Source organism: Cystobacter fuscus (assembly GCF_002305875.1).
In the GTDB taxonomy this organism is placed as follows: Bacteria; Myxococcota; Myxococcia; order Myxococcales; family Myxococcaceae; genus Cystobacter; species Cystobacter fuscus_A.
The window spans coordinates 1,709,575-1,728,552 of record NZ_CP022098.1 but is presented as its reverse complement, the minus strand read 5'-3'; the positions used below and the strand labels follow the sequence as shown (position 1 = coordinate 1,728,552).

The 18,978-nt window shown below is 69.6% G+C and carries 11 protein-coding genes; 4 read left to right on the top strand and 7 right to left on the bottom strand.

Annotated elements, in window-relative coordinates; genetic code table 11:
• Window positions 1-37: 37 nt before the first annotated feature.
• From nuoL to CYFUS_RS07210, 3 genes are read left to right on the top strand one after another with little or no spacing between them, the layout of a single operon-like run.
• Window positions 38-2,275, top strand: a complete 2,238-nt coding sequence (gene nuoL, locus CYFUS_RS07220) for an NADH-quinone oxidoreductase subunit L (protein ID WP_095984570.1) — start codon at window positions 38-40, stop codon at window positions 2,273-2,275.
• On the top strand, window positions 2,272-3,951 hold the full coding sequence (locus CYFUS_RS07215; RefSeq protein WP_095984569.1) for a complex I subunit 4 family protein: 1,680 nt from the start codon (window positions 2,272-2,274) through the stop codon (window positions 3,949-3,951). Before nuoL ends, CYFUS_RS07215 begins: the two co-directional genes overlap by 4 nt.
• Before the next feature lie 16 nt (window positions 3,952-3,967).
• Window positions 3,968-5,527, top strand: coding sequence for an NADH-quinone oxidoreductase subunit N (locus CYFUS_RS07210; protein ID WP_095984568.1), 1,560 nt, complete (start codon window positions 3,968-3,970; stop codon window positions 5,525-5,527).
• A 1,920-nt stretch (window positions 5,528-7,447) separates the two neighbouring features.
• Here the strand turns inward: CYFUS_RS07210 and CYFUS_RS07205 are convergent.
• From CYFUS_RS07205 to CYFUS_RS07185, 5 genes are all read right to left on the bottom strand, one after another.
• Complete coding sequence (locus CYFUS_RS07205; protein WP_232537417.1) at window positions 7,448-8,881, bottom strand: sigma-54-dependent transcriptional regulator; 1,434 nt, start codon at window positions 8,879-8,881, stop codon at window positions 7,448-7,450.
• Window positions 8,878-11,376 carry an ATP-binding protein gene (locus tag CYFUS_RS53800; protein ID WP_095984567.1) on the bottom strand — a complete coding sequence of 833 codons (2,499 nt, stop codon included), beginning with the start codon at window positions 11,374-11,376 and terminating at the stop codon, window positions 8,878-8,880. Before CYFUS_RS53800 ends, CYFUS_RS07205 begins: the two co-directional genes overlap by 4 nt.
• Window positions 11,373-13,289, bottom strand: coding sequence for a selenocysteine-specific translation elongation factor (gene selB, locus CYFUS_RS07195; protein ID WP_095984566.1), 1,917 nt, complete (start codon window positions 13,287-13,289; stop codon window positions 11,373-11,375). Before selB ends, CYFUS_RS53800 begins: the two co-directional genes overlap by 4 nt.
• Before the next feature lie 25 nt (window positions 13,290-13,314).
• Window positions 13,315-13,956 carry a phosphoribosyltransferase gene (locus CYFUS_RS07190; RefSeq protein ID WP_095984565.1) on the bottom strand — a complete coding sequence of 214 codons (642 nt, stop codon included), beginning with the start codon at window positions 13,954-13,956 and terminating at the stop codon, window positions 13,315-13,317.
• 95 nt (window positions 13,957-14,051) lie between these two features.
• On the bottom strand, window positions 14,052-14,951 hold the full coding sequence (locus tag CYFUS_RS07185) for an Hsp33 family molecular chaperone HslO (protein ID WP_095984564.1): 900 nt from the start codon (window positions 14,949-14,951) through the stop codon (window positions 14,052-14,054).
• A 250-nt stretch (window positions 14,952-15,201) separates the two neighbouring features.
• Here CYFUS_RS07185 and CYFUS_RS07180 point away from each other — a divergent pair, with 250 nt between their 5' ends.
• The gene (locus CYFUS_RS07180) at window positions 15,202-15,915 is read left to right on the top strand and encodes a succinate dehydrogenase (protein ID WP_095984563.1); all 714 of its coding nucleotides are present in this window, start codon (window positions 15,202-15,204) and stop codon (window positions 15,913-15,915) included.
• 91 nt (window positions 15,916-16,006) lie between these two features.
• Here the strand turns inward: CYFUS_RS07180 and ssb are convergent, their stop codons facing one another.
• Window positions 16,007-16,537, bottom strand: coding sequence for a single-stranded DNA-binding protein (gene ssb / locus CYFUS_RS07175; protein WP_095984562.1), 531 nt, complete (start codon window positions 16,535-16,537; stop codon window positions 16,007-16,009).
• A gap of 181 nt (window positions 16,538-16,718) precedes the next feature.
• Window positions 16,719-18,944, bottom strand: coding sequence for a D-alanyl-D-alanine carboxypeptidase/D-alanyl-D-alanine-endopeptidase (gene dacB, locus CYFUS_RS07170; protein ID WP_095984561.1), 2,226 nt, complete (start codon window positions 18,942-18,944; stop codon window positions 16,719-16,721).
• Between the last annotated feature and the right edge of the window lie 34 nt (window positions 18,945-18,978).

Here is an 18,978-nt window from a genome sequence, read left to right as displayed (position 1 = left end):
TCCCCTTCCTTCCCGCCCTACGAGAGCCCTCAGAGCAATGGATGCCCTCAAGTCATTCTTCATGACCGCGCCGGTGGAGCCCGCCGTCTTCGCGCAGTCGTTGTGGCTCATCATCGCACTGCCGCTGCTGGGCGCGTTCGTGTGCGGCGTGTTCGGCAAGAAGCTGGGCCGCGCCAACGTGAACTTCATCGCGTGCGCGATGGTGGCCGGCTCCTTCGCGCTGTCCGTGCTGGCCTTCTGGTGCGTCAACCACGCGCCGTCGGGCGGCACGCCGGTGTCCATGGAGAACGCCTTCTCCTCCAGCGCCATCCGCTACGCGCTCGGGTACGACTACGGCATCTGGTTCGCCGCCGGTGACTTCCGGGTGAACCTCGCTCTGCTGGTGGACCACCTGTCGGGCATCATGCTGCTGGTCATCACCGGCGTGGGCTTCCTCATCCACGTGTACTCCACGAGCTACATGGAGCACGACGAGAGCCCCTGGCGCTACTTCGCCTACCTCAACCTCTTCATCGCGGCGATGCTCACGCTGGTGCTCGCCGACAACCTCGTCCTGCTCTTCGTGGGCTGGGAGGGGGTGGGTCTCGCCAGCTACCTGCTCATCGGCTTCTGGTACACCGACGCGGCCAAGGCGTGGGCGGGCCGCAAGGCGTTCATCGCCAACCGCATCGGCGACTTCGCCTTCCTCATCGGCTCCTTCCTCATCGTGTTGCTGGTGGGGGCGTTCAACAGCCAGGCGAGCACGAGCAACTTCGCTCCGGTGGGCATCAACCCCGAGGCCGCCCAGGTGCGCTTCCGCGAGGGCCTGGCGATGAAGGGCCCGCTGACCTTCCAGGGGCTGGAGGTGATGGCCAACTCGGTGCCCGCCTCGAGCGACAAGGCGCCCAACGCGCTCACCCTGCAGACGCCCATCCAGGCGGGTCCGCTGGCGGGCCGCACCTTCGGCGGCGTGCTGACGGCGGCGCTGCTGTTGTTCCTGCTGGGCGCGGCGGGCAAGAGCGCCCAGTTCCCGCTGTACGTGTGGCTGCCGGACGCCATGGCCGGCCCCACGCCCGTCTCCGCCCTCATCCACGCGGCGACGATGGTGACCGCGGGCGTCTACCTGTTCTGCCGCATGAGCTACCTGCTGGTGCTCAGCCCCACGGCCATGCTGGTGGTGGCCAGCATCGGCGCCTTCACCGCCCTCATCGCGGCGCTCATCGCGTTCGCGCAGGACGACATCAAGAAGGTGCTCGCCTACTCCACGGTGTCGCAGCTCGGCCTGATGTTCATGGGCGTGGGCACGGGCATCTTCTGGGCGGCGGTGCTGCACCTGGTCACCCACGCCTTCTTCAAGGCCTGCCTCTTCCTGGGCGCCGGCAGCGTGATGCACGGCAACGGCGACGAGACGGACATCAAGAAGCTGGGCGGGCTGCGCCAAGAGATGACGTGGACGTGGTCCACCTTCCTCATCGCCACCCTGGCCATCACCGGCATCGCCCCCTTCTCCGGCTTCTTCTCCAAGGACGCCCTGCTGCACGGCGTGCACCACAACCACCTGCACGGCTTCGAGTCGGCCTCCACGCTGCTCTACGCGGTGGGGCTCGTCATCGCGGCGTGCACGGCCTTCTACATGACCCGCCTGTACGTGCTCACCTTCGAGGGCAAGCGCTCGCCCGAGGCGAAGACCGAGCACGCCCACGAGAGCTCCGGGTACATGACGGTGCCCCTGGTCATCCTGGCCATCCTGAGCGTGGTGTCGCTCGTGTACGCGCTGCCCCTCATGCCCAGCCGCAACGGCCCGCAGCCGGTGATGGAGAACTTCCTCGGCCCGGTGTTCGCCAGCGCCGAGCGCATCGCCACGCGGGGCGCGTTGGTGTCGCTGGACCACAGCCTGCCCACGATGGCCGACTACCTCATCGCGTGGGTCGTGGCGCTGGTGGGCGGCGGCGCGGCGGCGTTCGCCTACCTGAAGTACTACCCGAGCCGGGTGGGTCAGCCGGCGCCGGCGTTCGCCCGCGCGGTGCGCCGCTTCACGCAGAACAAGTTCTATGTGGATGAGGTCTACACCTTCCTGATCATCCGGCCGGTGAAGAACCTCGGTGTCCTGCTGTTCAAGCTGGTGGACACCATGCTCATCGACACAGTGTTGGTGCGCGGCACGGCGTGGGTCACGGCCCGCGTGGGCGGCGCGCTGCGCTACGCGCAGACGGGAGATGCCCAGGCCTATGCCGCGGTAATGGCCCTGGCCCTGCTCGGCGGCGCGGTTTACGCGATCATCCAGGTGCTGCAGTGAGCCTCTTCGACACCCATCTGCTCAACATCGTCGTCTACCTGCCGCTGCTCTTCGTGGCGCTCCTGTGCCTGCTGCCCGCGGGCGAGCGCGGACAGGTGCGCGCGGTCACGCTCATCGGCATGCTGGTGGACCTGGCGCTCGGCGTCTGGGCCTACCTGCGCTTCGAGCCCGCCGGTCCCGAGTTCCAGCTCGAGCACCGCGTGCGGTGGCTGGAGCAACTGGGCGTGAGCTACCACGTCGGCGTGGATGGCCTGTCCATCAGCCTCGTGCTGCTCACCGTGTTCATCGGGCCCCTGGTGGTGCTGGCGTCACGCACGGCCATCACCGAGCGCGTGAAGGAGTTCCACATCGCCCTGCTGCTCCTGCAGGTGGCGATGATGGGCGCGCTGGTGTCGCTGGACGTGCTGCTCTTCTACGTCTTCTGGGAGGCCATGCTCATCCCCATGTACCTGCTGGTGGGGGTGTGGGGAGGCGAGGATCGCCAGGCGGCGGCGGTGAAGTTCTTCCTCTACACGCTGGCGGGCTCGCTGCTCATGCTGGTGGCCATCGTCGCCCTGTACTTCATCAGCGGCACGGCCGGCACCCGCTCCTTCGACTACGCCGCGATCTACAACAGCCTGGCGGAGGCCAACCGGCAGCTCGCCACGTGCGGCGAGGACTGTGGGCGGCTCACCGGCATGGCGGGCGCGCTGTACCGCTGGGGCCCCTGGATGTTCGCGGCCTTCGCGCTGGCGTTCGCCATCAAGGTGCCCATGTGGCCGCTGCACACCTGGCTGCCGGATGCCTACGTGCAGGCGCCCACCGGGGGCACCGTCCTCCTGTCCGCCGTCATGGCGAAGATCGGCGTCTATGGCTTCTGGCGCTACGCCATCCCCTTCTTCTCCGCGGCGATGCACCAGGTGCGGCCCGTGCTGGCGGCGCTCGCGGTGGTGGGCATCGTCTACGGCGCGCTCATGTGCCTGGCGCAGCGCGACATCAAGAAGCTCATCGCCTACTCGTCGGTGAGCCACCTGGGCTACTGCATGCTGGGCCTCGTGGCGCTCACCAGCGAGGGTGCCAGTGGAAGCGCCTACCAGATGCTCAACCACGGTGTGGCCACCGGCGCGCTCTTCCTCCTGTTCGGCCTGCTCCACGAGCGGCGGCAGACGCGCCTGATGTCCGACTACGGCGGCATCGCCAAGGTGGTGCCGGTGTACACGGCGGCCTTCCTCATCATGACGTTCTCGTCCGTGGCGGTGCCGGGCACCAACAGCTTCGTGGGCGAGTTCCTCGTGCTGCTGGGGACCTTCAAGAGCAACCTGGGCCTGGGCTTCGGCGTCTTCGCCACGCTGGGTGTCATCCTGGGCGCGGCGTACATGCTGTGGATGGTGCAGAAGGTCTTCTTCGGGCCCCTCACCCACCGCGACAATCAGAACCTGACGGACCTCAACGCGCGCGAGCTCGTCACGGTGCTGCCCTTCGTGGTGCTCGTGGTCGTCATGGGCCTCAAGCCCCAGCCCTTCCTCGATCGCATCAACCCCGCCACCGAGCGCTTCGTCAGCCGCGCCAGCCTGGGCGCGCCCGGCAGCCAGATCCAGCCCGCCGACGTGCGCATCAACGTGATGGGCCTGCCCTCCTCCGGCGAGGCCGCCGCCCCTCATGCCCAGCCGGCGGGTCCGCTCGCCGACCGGCGTTAGCCGAAAGCCTTCCATCATGAACCTGCCCACCCTCACCTCGGCAGACTTCCTCCCCCTGATTCCCGCGTTCATCCTGGTGCTGGGCGCGTGCATCCTGCTGCTCTCGGAGGTGTTCCTCTCCGCGAGCTCCACCCGCGGCTACCAGGCGGTGCTGGCCAGCCTCACCGCCGTCATCGCCGGCGGCGTGTCGCTGCAGCTCTTGTTCGAGCCCGCGCGCGAGGTGTTCCTCGGCTTCGGCGCGTTGGATCCCTTCTCCAGCTTCCTGACCTTCATCGTCTGCGTGTCGCTGGCGCTGGCCACGCTCACCTCGGCGGGCTTCCTGCGGCGCCGGGGCGCCGAGCGCGGTGAGTTCTACGCGCTGATGCTCTTCGCGGGCGCGGGCATGAGCCTGTTGGGTGTGTCCAACGAGCTCATCACCGTCTTCATCAACATCGAGGTGCTGTCCATCTCCACGTACGCGCTCACGAGCTTCCTGCGACGTGGCACGCGGCCGAGCGAGGCGGGCTTCAAGTACTTCATCCTCGGCGCCTTCTCCTCGGCGGTGCTGCTCTACGGCGCGGCGCTCTTGTACGGCGCCACGGGCACCACGCTGCTGTCGCACATGGCGCAGCCGCTGCGCGATGCGATGGAGACCCACGCGGCGCTCGTCTACGCGGGCGCGGTGCTGGTGGCCGCGGGCTTCGCCTTCAAGGTGGCCGCGGTGCCCTTCCACATGTGGACGCCGGACGTCTACGAGGGCGCTCCCACTCCCGTCACCGCGCTCATGAGCGCGGGCGTGAAGGCCGCCGCCTTCGTGGCGCTCGTGCGCGTGTTCGTCACCGTGGGCAGCGGCATCAACGGCAAGCTGCCCTTCGCCCTGTTCTCCACCCTGGCGTTGCTCACCATGGTGGGCGGCAACCTGCTCGCCATCCCGCAGCGCAACATCAAGCGCATGCTGGCCTACTCCTCCATCGCCCACGCCGGCTATCTGATGCTGGGCGTGGCCGCCCTCTTCGTCGTGCAGCCCGGCCAGCAGTTCCAGCTGCTCGGGCCCACGTCGCTCACCGGCGCCAGTGTCGAGGCCACCGCACGCGTCGAGGCCCTGCGCGGCATCCTCTTCTACCTGCTCGCCTACGCCGTCACCGCGATCGGGGCCTTCGGCATCGTCTCCCTCCTGGAGCGCCGCGAGGACGAGGAGCGGGGCACCGCGTGGGACCTGGAGCGCCTGAGCGGACTGGCCCAGCGCCGGCCGGGTTGGGCCTTCGCCATGGCCGCCTTCATGCTGTCGCTCGCCGGCATTCCTCCCACCGTCGGCTTCATCGGCAAGCTCCTGCTCTTCCGCGCCGCGGTGGACGTGGGCCTCGTCGGGCTCACCATCGTCGCGGTGCTCTCCAGCGCGGCTGGCGCCTATTACTACCTGCGCGTGGTCGTCTACATGTACATGCGCCCGGTTCCCGAAGGCGCCCACCCGCTGGAGCGGGCCTGGATGACGGAGCTGGCGCTCATCATCTCCACCGCGGCCGTGGTGCTGCTGGGCATCCTGCCCGGGCCCCTCACCGAGTGGATCGCCCAGGCCGGCAGCCTGCTCAATCGCTGAAGTCGCGCGGCCTTCGTTTCACCCACGCCCGGGCGGCTCTCGCCCGGGCGTTTTCGTTCCGGCACTCGAGCGCGCACGGCCGGACGCCCTCCCCATTCCGCACCGCCCGGATCTCACGGAGCCGTCAGATGCCACAGTGAGGACGTGAACGGACGCGAGGGGAATCGATCCAGCTTGGCGCCAATCCGACGAAAGGTGTCCACTGCGGGCAGACCCCGCCAGCGGCCTCGCCTCGAGCACCAGGAAGGGCCGGAGCAGCGCGTGGGTGAAGGAGCCCTCACGACGAACCCAGGGCGATGAAAAAGAAGACGGCCCGGAGCCCTCAGAAAGGGCTACCGGGCCGCGGGTTCTTCTCAGGAAGCCATCTGGAGGGCTGAAGGCGGTGGGGGGGAACCTCCTTCGACCAGCTCCGACGTGCTCCGTCTCCATGCTTTAGCACTCCCCGTGCCACCCTTCCCCGCCATGGAAAGCCCAGGGATTCCGAGGGTTTGGCTTCCGAGAGGGAGACGCAGGGGCCGGGCCGCTTTCAGCTCTGCATTGCAACCCTGCAATCACCTTTCACATGTGAAAAGCCCCCAGCCCTTTCCTCCCGGGAGGTGGGGTGCCGGCTGGCTCTCGAGGCGCAAAAAGAAGACGGCCCGGAGCCCTCAGAAAGGGCTACCGGGCCGCGGGTTCTTCTCAGGAAGCCATCTGGAGGGCTGAAGGCGGTGGGGGGGAACCTCCTTCGACCAGCTCCGACGTGCTCCGTCTCCATGCTTTAGCACTCCCCGTGCCACTCCTCTCCTCCACCAGAACTCCAAGGATTCCAGTGACTTGGCTCCTGGGCGAGAGACGCGGGAGCCGGGCCGCTTTCAGCTCTGCATTGCAACCCTGCAATCGCCTTTCACATGTGAAAAACCCCCAGCCCTTCCTTCCCGGGAGGCGGGGTGCCGCCTGGCTCTCGAGGCGCAAAAAGAAGACGGCCCGGAGCCCTCAGAAAGGGCTACCGGGCCGCGGGTTCTTCTCAGGAAGCCATCTGGAGGGCTGAAGGCGGTGGGGGGGAACCTCCTTCGACCAGCTCCGACGTGCTCCGTCTCCATGCTTTAGCACTCCCCGTGCCACCCTTCCCCGCCATGGAAAGCCCAGGGATTCCGAGGGTTTGGCTTCCGAGAGGGAGACGCAGGGGCCGGGCCGCTTTCAGCTCTGCATTGCAACCCTGCAATCACCTTTCACATGTGAAAAGCCCCCAGCCCTTTCCTCCCGGGAGGTGGGGTGCCGGCTGGCTCTCGAGGCGCAAAAAGAAGACGGCCCGGAGCCCTCAGAAAGGGCTACCGGGCCGCGGGTTCTTCTCAGGAAGCCATCTGGAGGGCTGAAGGCGGTGGGGGGGAACCTCCTTCGACCAGCTCCGACGTGCTCCGTCTCCATGCTTTAGCACTCCCCGTGCCACTCCTCTCCTCCACCAGAACTCCAAGGATTCCAGTGACTTGGCTCCTGGGCGAGAGACGCGGGAGCCGGGCCGCTTTCAGCTCTGCATTGCAACCCTGCAATCGCCTTTCACATGTGAAAAACCCCCAGCCCTTCCTTCCCGGGAGGCGGAGTTGGATCAGCGCCCGAGGCCCAAAAAGAAGGCGGCCCGGACCCCTCGAAGAGGGGACCGGGCCGCGGGTTCTTCTAAAGAAAACACACCGGAGACACTGAAGCGGTGGGGGGGAACCTCTTCAGCGCCACATCAGCGCATTCTGACTCCAACCTTTAGCACGCTGCATGCCAGCTCTCCCGGCGCCTCAAAGCCCCGTCATTTCAAGGACTTGAGCGGCACTCCCCTCTCCAAGGGACACCTTCCGGCATTGCAGGGCTGCAATGCGTTTTCAGCGCTGCAAATCCGCTGTCATCCCGGGGGGTTCCAGTTTTCATCATTGAACGGCCCTTGCAGCTCCGCTGTCACTCCCGATGTTCTCCCCCAGGTGGACGGAGGTTGAGGCGCTTCATCTTCCGCCACAGCGTGGTGGAGGAGACGGCCAGTTCCTCGGCCACGCGGCCCAGGTCCATCGCGTAGCGCTCCAAGGCCTGGGCGATCGCCCGCCGCTCGGCCTCCTCCACCGCTTCTGCCAGCGTGGGCACGCGGGAGCTGAGGTCCGTGGTGAGCGGCGCGGGCGGCGCATCCGGCGTCCCCCCCACCCGGGTGTGCGGACGCAGGGGAAAGTCCTCCGGGAGCAGCTCCTCGCCCTCGGACAGCGCCGCCGCCTGCTCCACCAGGTTCTCCAGCTCCCGGACGTTGCCCGGGAAGTTGTGGCCCATCAGGTGCTCCACCGCCGCCGCCGACAGGCGCTTGGGGTTGGGGCTGCGCGCATTGGCGCGCTTGAGGAAGTGCTCGGCCAGCGCGGGCACGTCCTCCAGTCGCTCGCGCAGCGGGGGCACTCGCAGGGTCACCACGTTGAGCCGGTAGTAGAGATCCTGCCGGAAGCGCTTCTCCTGCACCTCCAGCTCGATGTCCCGGTTGGTGGCGGCGACGATGCGCACGTCCACCTTCACCGCGGTGGACTCGCCCACGCGCCGCACCTCGCCGTCCTGCAACGTGCGCAGCAGCTTGGACTGGAAGGCGGGCGTCGTCTCCGTCACCTCGTCGATGAAGAGCGTGCCCCCGTCCGCCTCCTCCACCAGACCCCGGCGGGCCCGCACCGCACCCGTGAAGGCGCCCTTGGCGTGGCCGAACAGCTCGCTCTCGAGCAGCGACTCGGAAATGGCGGCGCAGTTGACGGGCACGAAGGGCAGGGCCTTGCGCCGGCTGTGCGCGTGCACCGCGCGCGCGACGAGCTCCTTGCCCGTGCCGCTCTCGCCCTGCACCAGCACCGTGGCGTCACTCTGCGCCACGCGCATCAGCCGCGACGTCAGCTCGAGCATCGCCGGACTGCGGCCCACCAGCGCGCTCAAGCCGTGACGCTCGTTGAACTCGCCCGCCAGCATGTCCACCGTGGCCTGCAACCGCGCCCGCTCCTGCGCCCGCTCCACCCGGTAGCGCAGCTCCCCTTCCTTGAAGGGCTTGGTGACGTAGTCGAACGCCCCCTGGCGCATGGCCTCCACGGCGCTCTCGATGGAGCCAAACGCCGTCATCATGATGACCTGCAGGCGCGGCGACACCTCCAGCGCCTTCTTGAGCAGGGTGAGCCCATCCATGGGCTCCATCTTGAGGTCGGTCAGCATCAGCTCCACGCGGCCGCCCGACAGGATCTGCAGCGCCTCCTCGCCCGTGGCGGCCTCGAGCACGAAGTAGCCCTCGGAGCGCAGGAGCAGCGCGGTGGTGGCGCGCATGTTGCGCTGGTCATCCACCACCAGGATGCGGCCACGAGGAAGAGTAGTCGTCGATGGGTCTGTCACGGCGGACTCGTCGGCTGGTTGAGGGGGAGACGGATGGAGAAGGTGGTGCCACGGCCCGGAGTGCTCTCCAGGGAGAGTTCCCCGTGGTGCTCCTCGATGATGCGTTTGACCACCGCGAGCCCCAGGCCGGTGCCCTGGGCCTTGGTGGTGAAGAAGGGCTCGAAGACGCGGTGGATGAGCTCGGTGGGAATGCCGCTCCCCTGGTCCACCACGTCGATGCGCAAGAGCTCCCGGTCCTCATGCAGCTCGCGGCGGGCGAGCACCCGCACCCCGCCGCCCTGGGGCATCGCCTGCATGGCGTTGACCAGCATGTTGATGAGCACCTGGCGGATGTGGCGCCGATCCAACGGCACCCGGGGCAACTGCGGCTCCACCTCGATGGTGGGCGTGATGTGGCTCGGGCTGCCCTGCTGCTTCCACGCCGCCTCCACCGCGTCCTGCAGCATGCGCGCCACGTCCTCGAGCTGGCGGATGGGCTCGCGCGGCCGCGTGTAGTCGAGCAGGTCGCTCACCATCCGGTCCAACCGGTCACTCTCCTCGGCGAGGATGTCCAGGAGCATGGCCGTGTCGCCATCCGGCTTGAGCAGGTGGCGCAACGAGGCCACGGCGTTGAAGATGGCACCCAGGGGATTGCGCACCTCGTGGGCCACGATGGCCGACAGCTCGCCCAGGGCCGCCAGGCGCTCGCGCTTGACCATCTCCGCGCGCGCGGCGGCCAGCTCCGCGTAGGACGCCCACAGAGACTCGTACAGACGCGCGTTGGTGATGGCCAGGGCGATCTGCCCGCACGTGGCCTCGGCCAGTTCGATGAACGCCGTGGGGAAGATCCGGGGCCGGCGGATGTCGTCCAGCAACACCACGCCGATGAGCTGCTCGCGCGAGGTGAGTGGCAGCGCCAGCATCGCCTTCTGCTCGAGCTGCTGCACGAGCGAGCGCCGCCCGATGGACCCGGCCTTCGACAGGTCCGGTACGGAGATGGACCGGCGCTCGCGCGCCACGCGCGCCGCGAGGCTCTCGGGGTCATCCACCGGCACCACCAGACCCCGGAAGAAGTCGCGATGGGTGACGGAGGCCGCGGCGCCCCGCAGCACCCCCGCCTGCTCGTCATGCAGGAGGATGAAGCAGTTGGAGACATCCAGCAGCTTGACGAGGAAGTCCGAGGCCACGTCCAGGATGCTCGCCACCTCCAACGTGGTGGCGGTGGTGCGCGCCAGATCCAACAGCAGGCGCGAGTCGGTGAGCTGGCGCGCGGACTCGGCCCGCAGCCGGCGCTGCTCCAGCAACATCATCAACAGCTCGGCCAGCGTGCCCAGCAGCCGCAGCTCCTCCGCGCTGAAGGGAGGGTCCGCGCCGCGCAGCACCTGCAAGAGCCCCCCGGGCTGACCTCCCAGCAACAACGGCACCGCCGCGCTCCGGACCAGACGGCCCGCGGACAGCGCGCTCCACTCGCGCTCCTCCGCTTCGCTGGAGAGCACCACGCCCCGAGCCGACAGCTCCGCCGACAGCCACTCCTCCCGCGGCATCGGGAGTGCCTCCACCTGGGCCGGCTCCAGACCCACCTGCGCCACGAGCCCAGGAGGCCCCTCCGGCGAGTCCGACCCGTACAACACCACGGCCTCCGCGCCCACCAGCAGCGACAGCCGCGCGAGGAAGTCCTCGGGCGAGGGAGGCTCGGGCAGCGCGACGAAGCGCGCCACCTCGGCCACGGACGACAGCTCCCAGCGGCTGCGCTCCACGTCCGCCAACAGCCGCGCGTCGGTGAGCGCCGCCCCCACCACCTTGGCGAAGAGCTCCAGCACCGGACCGTACGAGGGCCGCACCTCCGGGCCCGCCACCCACAGCATCTCCGACGACGTGGTGCCCAGCGCGAGGTAGACGGCCGTGGACTCGTTCTCGAAGTGGCCGAAGACGGGGCGTCCCTCGGTCAGGGCCCGCCAGGCCAGCGCCTCCTCGAAACCCTCGAAGGGGCTGAAGCGCTCCCCGTCCCGCGCCAGGAAGCGCGCGACGAGCCCCACCCCCTGGAAGCCCTCCAGGGCGATGCGCCGCACCGCCTCCTCGGAGCGCGCCGCGACGAGCTTCGCGGACGTCTCCACCAGGCGCTCGGCCATCTCCAGCTCGCTCGGACGATCGCCCAGCACCAGGTGGTTGCACAGCAGCGCGAAGCCACTGCCCTCCAGCTCCACCTCCTGCACGTGCACCGCCAGCTCCCGCGGCCCCACGCCCGGACGCGACGGGAGCACGTAGCGCCGGGGATCGCTCTCCGCCAGCATCCCCTGCTCCCGCAGGCGGTAGCGCGTGCGCAGCCTCGCCAGGTCCTCCGGGTGGAGGAAGTCGAAGAAGGAGCGGCCCTCGACCTGCTCGCGCGACAACCCGTGCATCGCCAGGTAGGCGTCGTTGGCCATCCGGATCCGACCATCCTGGACCACGGAGATGGGATTGGTGAAGTGGTCGATGAGGCTGCGCAGGGTCGCCTCGTTGTAGAGATTCCTCGTCATGCGCGCCGCAGCACCCGTTTCTCTCCGACACGAAGCGTGACCTTCTCGCGATCGAAGTACTCCGAGAGGGGAATGACGAACTTCCGGCTCTGCCCCACCAACTCCTTGAACGCCTGGGTGGAAATGTCGCTCTTGTCGCGCAGGTAGGCAACGAGCCTCTCCTTGAGGCCAGCCAGCGCGCCCGCGTCGAAGTAGAGTTCCTCGCTCACCCCCACCGCCCGGCCCTCCGCCACCGCCACCCGCAGCAGCTCCCTCACCCGGGGCACGGGCAGGCGCAGCCGCTCGGCCAGCTCGTGGAGCGTGGGCGGAGCGAGCCCCGCCGCCCCCAGGTCCGCCACCAGCCGCGTGCGCGCCGCGTCCTCATCCAGGGACAACGTGCGGCCCCGCCCCACCCGCCTCACCGTCTCGCGCTCCACCTCCACCTTGCCCGCCTCCACCAACGTCTGCACCAGCCGGGAGAACACCCGGGCCTCGAGCTCGCCCGACAGGCGCTGGCGCAGCTCCTCCCTCGACAGCCCCTCGCGCAAGGGCTCGCGCTCGTGGAAGGCGTCGAGCAGCGCCAGGGCCCGCGCCCGCATCCCCTCGAACACCTCGCCCGAAAGGTAGAGCCGCCGCTCCTTGTCCACCAGTAGCGCCGCGCCCCGCGCGCCGAGCGTCTCCAGCGCCCGCGACAACACCCGGGACGCCAGGGCGGAGCGGGCGAAGAGTTCCTTCCAGGTGAGGCCCCGGTAGCCCGCCTGTCTCAAGAGCCACGCCACCTGGGTGCCCGGGTCCGCCTCCAGCAGGGGCGCCACCACCCCGGCCCCGCCCCTGCGCCGGCGCGGAGGCGAGATGGACAACACCCGCCCCCCGGCCAGCGTGGCACCCCGGCCCGGCAGCGCGCGCGGACCCCGGAGGATGAAGCGCTGGCCGGGCAGCGCCGCCACGGGCGTCGCCAGCCGTAGCTGCGCGAGCCCCGTCTCGCCCGGCTCCAACCGCTCCAGGTCCAACAGCGCCACCGTGGCCTCCGCCTGCGCCGTGCCCAGGTGAAGGAGGAGCTTGCGGCGCCGGGGCAGCGCCTCGGGCGCCGCGGCCAACAGGCTCAGCTCCACGTCCAACATGGACGTCTCGGACACCTCGCCCGCGTGCACCAACACCGCGCCCCGCGCGACGGCCTCGGCCTCCACGCCCACGAGGTTCACCGCCGCGCGCTGCCCGGCCACCACCCGCGGCACCCCCTCGCCATGCCGCTGCACTCCGCGCACACGCCAGGGTCCGGCGAGGCCCGGCAGCAGGGAAGCGGAGTCCTCCGCCGCGAAGGCCCCCGACAAGAGCGTGCCCGTCACCACCGTGCCAAAGCCCTTCAAGCTGAAGGCCCGGTCCACCGGCAGGAAGGCGGGGCCGTCCACGCCGCGCGCGGGCACGTCCCTGGAGACCTCGACGAGCGCGGCCCGCAGCGCCTCGAGCCCCTCGCCCGTGCGCGACGAGACGGGCACCACGGGACGGCCCTCGAGGAAGGTGCCCGCCACCAGCGTGGCCACGTCCGCGTCCACCAGCGCGCGCCACTCCGCGCCCAGCCCCGGAAGCAGATCCGCCTTGGTGAGCGCCACCACTCCGGCCTTCACGCCCAGCAGCCGGCAGATGTCCAGGTGCTCGCGCGTCTGGGGCATCACCCCCTCGTCCGCCGCCACCACCAGCACCGCCAGGTCCACCCCGCCGGCCCCCGCCGCCATCGCCTTCACGAAGCGCTCGTGGCCGGGCACGTCCACCACGCCCGCCACCTGCCCCTCGCCCAGCGCGAGGTGCGCGAAGCCCAGCTCCAGGGTGATGCCCCGGCGCTTCTCCTCCTTCAGCCGATCCGTGTCGATTCCGGTAAGCGCCTTGACCAGGGACGTCTTGCCGTGATCGATGTGCCCCGCGGTGCCGATGATCATCGTGCTCCGCGCCCCCCCGCGGCCTTCACGCCCCCGCCTTGTCCGGGTCCACGTCGAAGCGCCCGTCCTCGGCGACGTCCTCGTAGTCCCACGGAAAGACGACCAGGGCGTCGGTGGACAGCGCGAAGAAGTCCGGCTCGAAGCCACCCGGCCGGGACACCAGCGCCGCGGTGCTCACCTCGCGGGCCCCCACCTTGCGCGCCATCGCCACGGCCAGCGCCAGCGTGTCGCCGCTGGCCACCACGTCGTCCACGATGAGCACCCGCTTGCCCTTGAGCTCGCGCGGCATCTCCCCGCTCAGCTTCGGCTTGGCCTGGCCCTTGTCCCGGCTGCGGCGGCTGATGCGCACCGGGAAGAACTCGGCGCCCAGGGCGCTGGACAGCGCCCCGCCCACGAACACGCCCCCATGCGCCACGCCCACCACGGCCGCGGGCGAGTACGACTGGCGGATGGCGAGCGCGAGCGTCTGCACGGCGCGATCGAACTGCGCCCACGTCAGCTCCTGCACCTGGGTCCTGGCACGCGACTGGTCGCGCCCGGTGGCATGACGGGGGGCTTCCACCTGGGGCGCGAGCACCACGTCGGGTGGAATGGAGACGAGTTTCTCCACCTGTTTCTGGGAGGGCTTGCCCTTGGTGACCTTGGGTGTTGCCCGCTTGGTGGCCACGGCGCGGACTCCAGTGTGAGAGGCGGGGCCCGCGTCATACCCCGGGCCGTGCGCTACCGCCACTCCCGGCAGCAACCCCGCGCCCGCCTCCTCGCTCAGCTCGTGGAGGCCTCCATCTCCCCGAGCAGGCCGCGAATCTCCTCCCCGGTGATGACGTAGTGCATCGTGCAGAAGTGGCAGTCGGCCTCGGCCTTGCCATCCGTGGCGAGGATGTCCTCCAGCTCCGCCTGGCCCAGGGTCATCAGCGCGCGCTTGACCCGCTCCTTGCTACAACTGCACGTGAAGGACACCGGGTAGCGCGACATCACCTCCAGGTCCGGCTGGGCCACCAGCGCCTTGAGCAGCGCGCTCGTGCCCTGGGAGGCGTGCGCCCGCACCGCGGACTCGAAGTCCCGGGCGAGCCGCTCCCCCAGTGTCCGGAAGGCCTCCATGTCCCCCTGCGGCAGCGGCTGCAGGAGCATGCCGGCCACGAGTCCCAGCGGCTCGACCTGCCCGCCCTGGGACAGCGGCTGCACCGAGAGGTAGACCCGCGTGGGGAGCTGATCCGAGATGCGGAAGTAGCGCTCCAGGTCACTCCCCAGGTCGAAGCTCTCCAGCTCCACCGCCGAGCGGTACTGTTCGCCCCCCCCCAGGTCGCGCAGCACGGACAGGAAGCCCTTGTTCCCGAGCGCCGGACGCCAATGGTACTCGCCCTCGGCGCCCACGTGCGACACGAGGGGATTCTTGGCGTAGCCCCGCACCACCCCCGCCCCATCCCCATCCACGAAGAGGCCGCGCAGGGGGCCATCGCACTCCACCTGGAGGTTGATGCGCGAGTCATTCTTCTGCAACGAGCCGAGCAGGGCCCCGGCGGTGAGGGCCTGCGCCATCAGCGAGGCCGACGCCGACGCCGAGCGGTGCAGCTCGCGCGCCCGGCGGGCCAGGTCGCTCGCGGTGACGAGCACCACGCGCAGGTCGGTCTCCTTCAACAAACCACTGACGAGTTCATCGGCCATGAGGGGGCAATAGCCTGCCGTCCCCCGGGGCGCTCGCCAATGACAATACGCACCCGGGCGCTCCCCCGGTGGCTCCCCCGCCAGGAGCGGAGCCGGACCCGGTCATCACCCCCGCTGATACCTCCCTGTGGCCCGGAGGCGTCTTCCCATGGCGGAAAATCCTACCCCGGTCCCAGGACCGGCTATAACACCCCGTCCGACTGACTTCCTGGCGCGGTCCCCTCGGGCCCGCGCGACGTCCGGAGTTCCGATGAGCACCCAAGCCGCTACCGCCGACGCCCTTCCCCAGAAGACGCCCTTCATCCAGTCCCGTCTGGGCTCGTTCCTCGCCGTGGTGCCGCTGAGCATCTGGGTGGTGAACCACCTGTGGGACAACCTCGCCGCGTTCCAGGGCGCCCAGGCCTGGCAGTCCGCGGTGACCGAGTACAAGCACCCGTACTCGATGATCTTCACCTTCATCATCGTGCTGCTGCCGCTGCTCATCCACACCGCGTGGGGCGTGGCGCGGCTGTTCAGCTTCCGGCCCAACCTGGGCGCCTACCCCAACTACGGCAACCTCAAGTACATCCTCCAGCGCGCCGCGGCCCTGGGCGTGCTCGGCTTCATCGGGGCCCACATGTGGCTGGCCTTCCTCCAGCCGCGGCTGGTGCACGGCGCGGCCGAGCCCTTCGCCGCCATCGCCTACGAGATGCGCTGGCACACGCCCACCATCGTCGTCTACGTGCTCGGCATCCTCGGCACCGCGTACCACCTGGCCAACGGCCTCCAGGGCTTCGCCATGGGCTGGGGCCTCTTGGCCAGTGAGCGCTCCATGCGCCGCTTCGAGCCGTGGTCCATCGTCCTCTTCCTGGTGCTGCTCGCCATGGGCTGGGGCGTGCTCTTCGCCATGTACCAGGCCGGTGGCACCCAGGCCGTCATCGACGCGCGCAACGCCATCGTCCAGACGCAGGGCGACATGCACTGAGTGGCGCGCAGGGCGCTCCCCCCGAGCGCCCGCAACGACAACGGCCGCCCCGGTCTCCCGGGAGCGGCCGTTGGTGTTTCAGCGGGAAGGCCTAGAACGGGATGTCGTCGTCCCCGCCGTGGCCGCCGCCCATGGGGCCACCGCCATCGTCCATGGGAGGAGCGCCGTAGTCGTCGTAGCCGCCGCCCTGGGACTGGCCACCGCCACCACCGCCGCCGCGCTGCTGCGAGTAGCCGCCACCGCGGCCCCCACCACCACCGCCGCCACCACCACCCATGCCCGCTCCGTCACGGCCCCCGAGGAAGGTCACCGCGTTGGCCACCACCTCGGTGGTGTAGTTCTTGCGGTTCTCCTTGTCCGTCCACTCGCGCGTCTGCAGACGGCCCTCGATGTAGCACTGGCGGCCCTTCTTCAAATACTCACCGCACAGCTCCGCGAGCTTTCCCCACACCACGATGCGGTGCCACTCGGTGCGCTCCTGCTTCTGGCCGCTCTTGTCGGTCCAGTTGTCGCTGGTCGCGATGCGGAAGTTGGCCACCGCCTGTCCGCCCGGGGTGAAGCGCACTTCCGGGTCCGCCCCCAGGTTGCCAATGAGGATGACCTTGTTGACGCCTCCAGCCATGATGCCGTCCTTTCTCGAGCACCGGCCCACCACGGGCCGGTTACCTACATCCAAGAGCGGGAATGCCGCTCGCGCCACTTCCCTACCATAAGGGGCTGACAAGCACCTGAACAGGGCTTCAGCCCCCGCCCTTCCCGGACGGTCGGAAGAAGGGAAGGAGGGAGGGCGAGCGGGCGGGCCCTCACCCGCCGGGACGGGTCTCCGAGAGGCCGCTGCCGATGACGGGCGGCGAGGCCAGGACAGGGTTGCCCAGGGGCGGCTCGGCCCGGGGGGCCTTGGCCTCGGCGACCTTGCGCGACATCAGGCCCTCGAGCGAGCGGGAGAACTCCGCCACCTTGGGATCCGACGCGCCCAGGCTCTTGCGCAGCGCCTTCCAGAAGGGGTGCTCCGCCTCGCCGGTCTGCACGAGGCCGCGCGCGAGCAGCGTGGTGGCCGCCTCGCGATCCTTGTCGCTCGCGACGCGCAGCGCCTGCACCAGATCCTCGGGCGCCGAGCGGGCGATGGCACCCAGGCCCTCGGCCATCTCCCCCTCGGCGAGGTTGTCGCCGGCGGACGCCCCGGCCAGCTCGGCGACGCGCGAGAGCGCCTCGACGTTGCCGCTCGCGGCGAGCTCCACGAGGCTGCCCAGCCCCGGCACCCCCACCGACAACTCCCGCGCCACCGTGCGCAGCCGGCCGTACACCTCCGAGCCCGCCGAGTAGCTGTCCAGGAGCGTGCGCACCCCGAGGTAATCCTGGGGATTGGACTGGTAGAGGCCCTCGGCCACCACCGCGCGCACCGCCGGGTCGCGCTCGCTGCGCCACGCCGTGCGCAGGAAGCCGATGTTGCGCGGATCATGCTGGCTGCTCAGGGCGAGGTACGTCTTCACCCGGCTGCTCATCTCGCCCATGGGGCTGCTGGACTTCTCGCCGCTGGCGAGCTCGGCCACCGCGCGCCCGGGGCCCATCGTCGAGCCCACCGAGGCCACCGCCGTGCCCAGCGCGTCCAGGCCCCGCACCACCGGTCCCGAGCGGCCCGGGTAGTCGTTCACCATCATGGAGAAGATGAACTTCTCGCCGCCCGCCGCCTGCACGTAGCCACTGAGCGCCGACACGTTCTCCAGCGTGCCCGTCTTGGCGCGCAGCCGGCCCACCGCCTCGGTGCCATCGAAGCGGTACCTGAGCGTGCCGTCCTTGCCGGCGATGCCCAGCGAGGACAGGTACTCGGGCGCGAGCGGGAAGCGCTCGTACATGTAGCGGAGGATCCGGTCGAGCTGCGTGGCGGAGAAGCGGTTGGCGTCGTTGAGTCCGCTGCCGTTCTTCATCACGTAGGTGCCACGGGGGATGCCCACCTCGCGCGCGAGGAAGTCCTCCACCACGTCCAGCCCCTTGGCGAACGAGCCCGGAGCGCCCCGCGCCTCCGCGCCCATCGTCTTGAGGAGCGTCTCGGCGATGAAGTTGCTCGACAGCTTGTTGAGCCGCTTGAGCACGATGTCGAAGGTGTCCGAGTGCGCCACGAACACGAGCTTCGCGCGCTGCGGCGTCAGCCCCGCCTTCACCTTGCCCTTCACCTTGACGCCCCGCGCCACCAGCATCTGCTTGAGCGTCTGGCCGAAGTAGAGCGGCGGGTTGTCGATCTTCTTGTACACGCTCATGGCGCCGCCGGCCTCGGGCACCAGGCCGCGCACGATGATCTTCTGCTGCGCGCCCGCCGCGTCCGACGACACCGAGAAGCGGCGCGCCCGCCGGTCGCCCGTGGTGAGCGCGTTCTCCACCACGAAGTAGTCGCTGGGCGGCTCGATCTCCACCACGCCCTTGGCGCCCAGGCGCTCACCGGGACGCAGGAAGACACCCACCGCGTTCCAGTTCAGGCTCAGGGCTCCCGTGGGAGCCATGTAGGCCCGGTCCGAGTCCTCCTGGTCATACCCCGGCGGGGTGCGCTCGTCGTCGAACCACGCCTCGTCCACGACGATGTCCTGCACCTCGCGCAGGCCCGTGTGGAACAGGTCGCCCACCATGCCGTACAGGCGCTCGGTGGTGATGGAGGGGTCTCCCTTGCCTCGCACGTAGAGCGTCTTGGCCTTGAGACCATCGGACTCCGCCTCCACGAGGAACTCGGTCTCGAAACGGAACTCGGGCCCGAGCGTGGAGAGCGCCGCCGCCGAGGTGACGAGCTTCACGTTGGAGGCGGGGTTGAGCAGCTCGTCCGCGTTGTGGCTGAACACCACCGAGCCGTCGTCGAGGCTCATCATGTGGACGCCCACACGGCTGGCGTTGAGGGGGTCGCGCTGCAGCACCTGCAACAACGACGCCTTGAGGGCCTCGCGCTCGGCGCGCTTCTTGTCATCCGCGGCGGCACTCACGCGCGGATGGGCGACGAAAATGGCAATCGTCACGGCCAAGAGGGTTCTGGCTCGGGGGACCTGCACACACTCTCCGGGGAAGGTGTTGGGCATTATGAAA

Coding starts and splice junctions, on each gene's coding strand:
- nuoL (WP_095984570.1), top strand. CDS start 38: ATGGATGCCCTCAAGTCATTCTTCATGACCGCGCCGGTGGAGCCCGCC.
- CYFUS_RS07210 (WP_095984568.1), top strand. CDS start 3,968: ATGAACCTGCCCACCCTCACCTCGGCAGACTTCCTCCCCCTGATTCCC.
- CYFUS_RS53800 (WP_095984567.1), bottom strand. CDS start 11,376: ATGACGAGGAATCTCTACAACGAGGCGACCCTGCGCAGCCTCATCGAC.
- selB (WP_095984566.1), bottom strand. CDS start 13,289: ATGATCATCGGCACCGCGGGGCACATCGATCACGGCAAGACGTCCCTG.
- CYFUS_RS07185 (WP_095984564.1), bottom strand. CDS start 14,951: ATGGCCGATGAACTCGTCAGTGGTTTGTTGAAGGAGACCGACCTGCGC.
- CYFUS_RS07180 (WP_095984563.1), top strand. CDS start 15,202: ATGAGCACCCAAGCCGCTACCGCCGACGCCCTTCCCCAGAAGACGCCC.
- ssb (WP_095984562.1), bottom strand. CDS start 16,537: ATGGCTGGAGGCGTCAACAAGGTCATCCTCATTGGCAACCTGGGGGCG.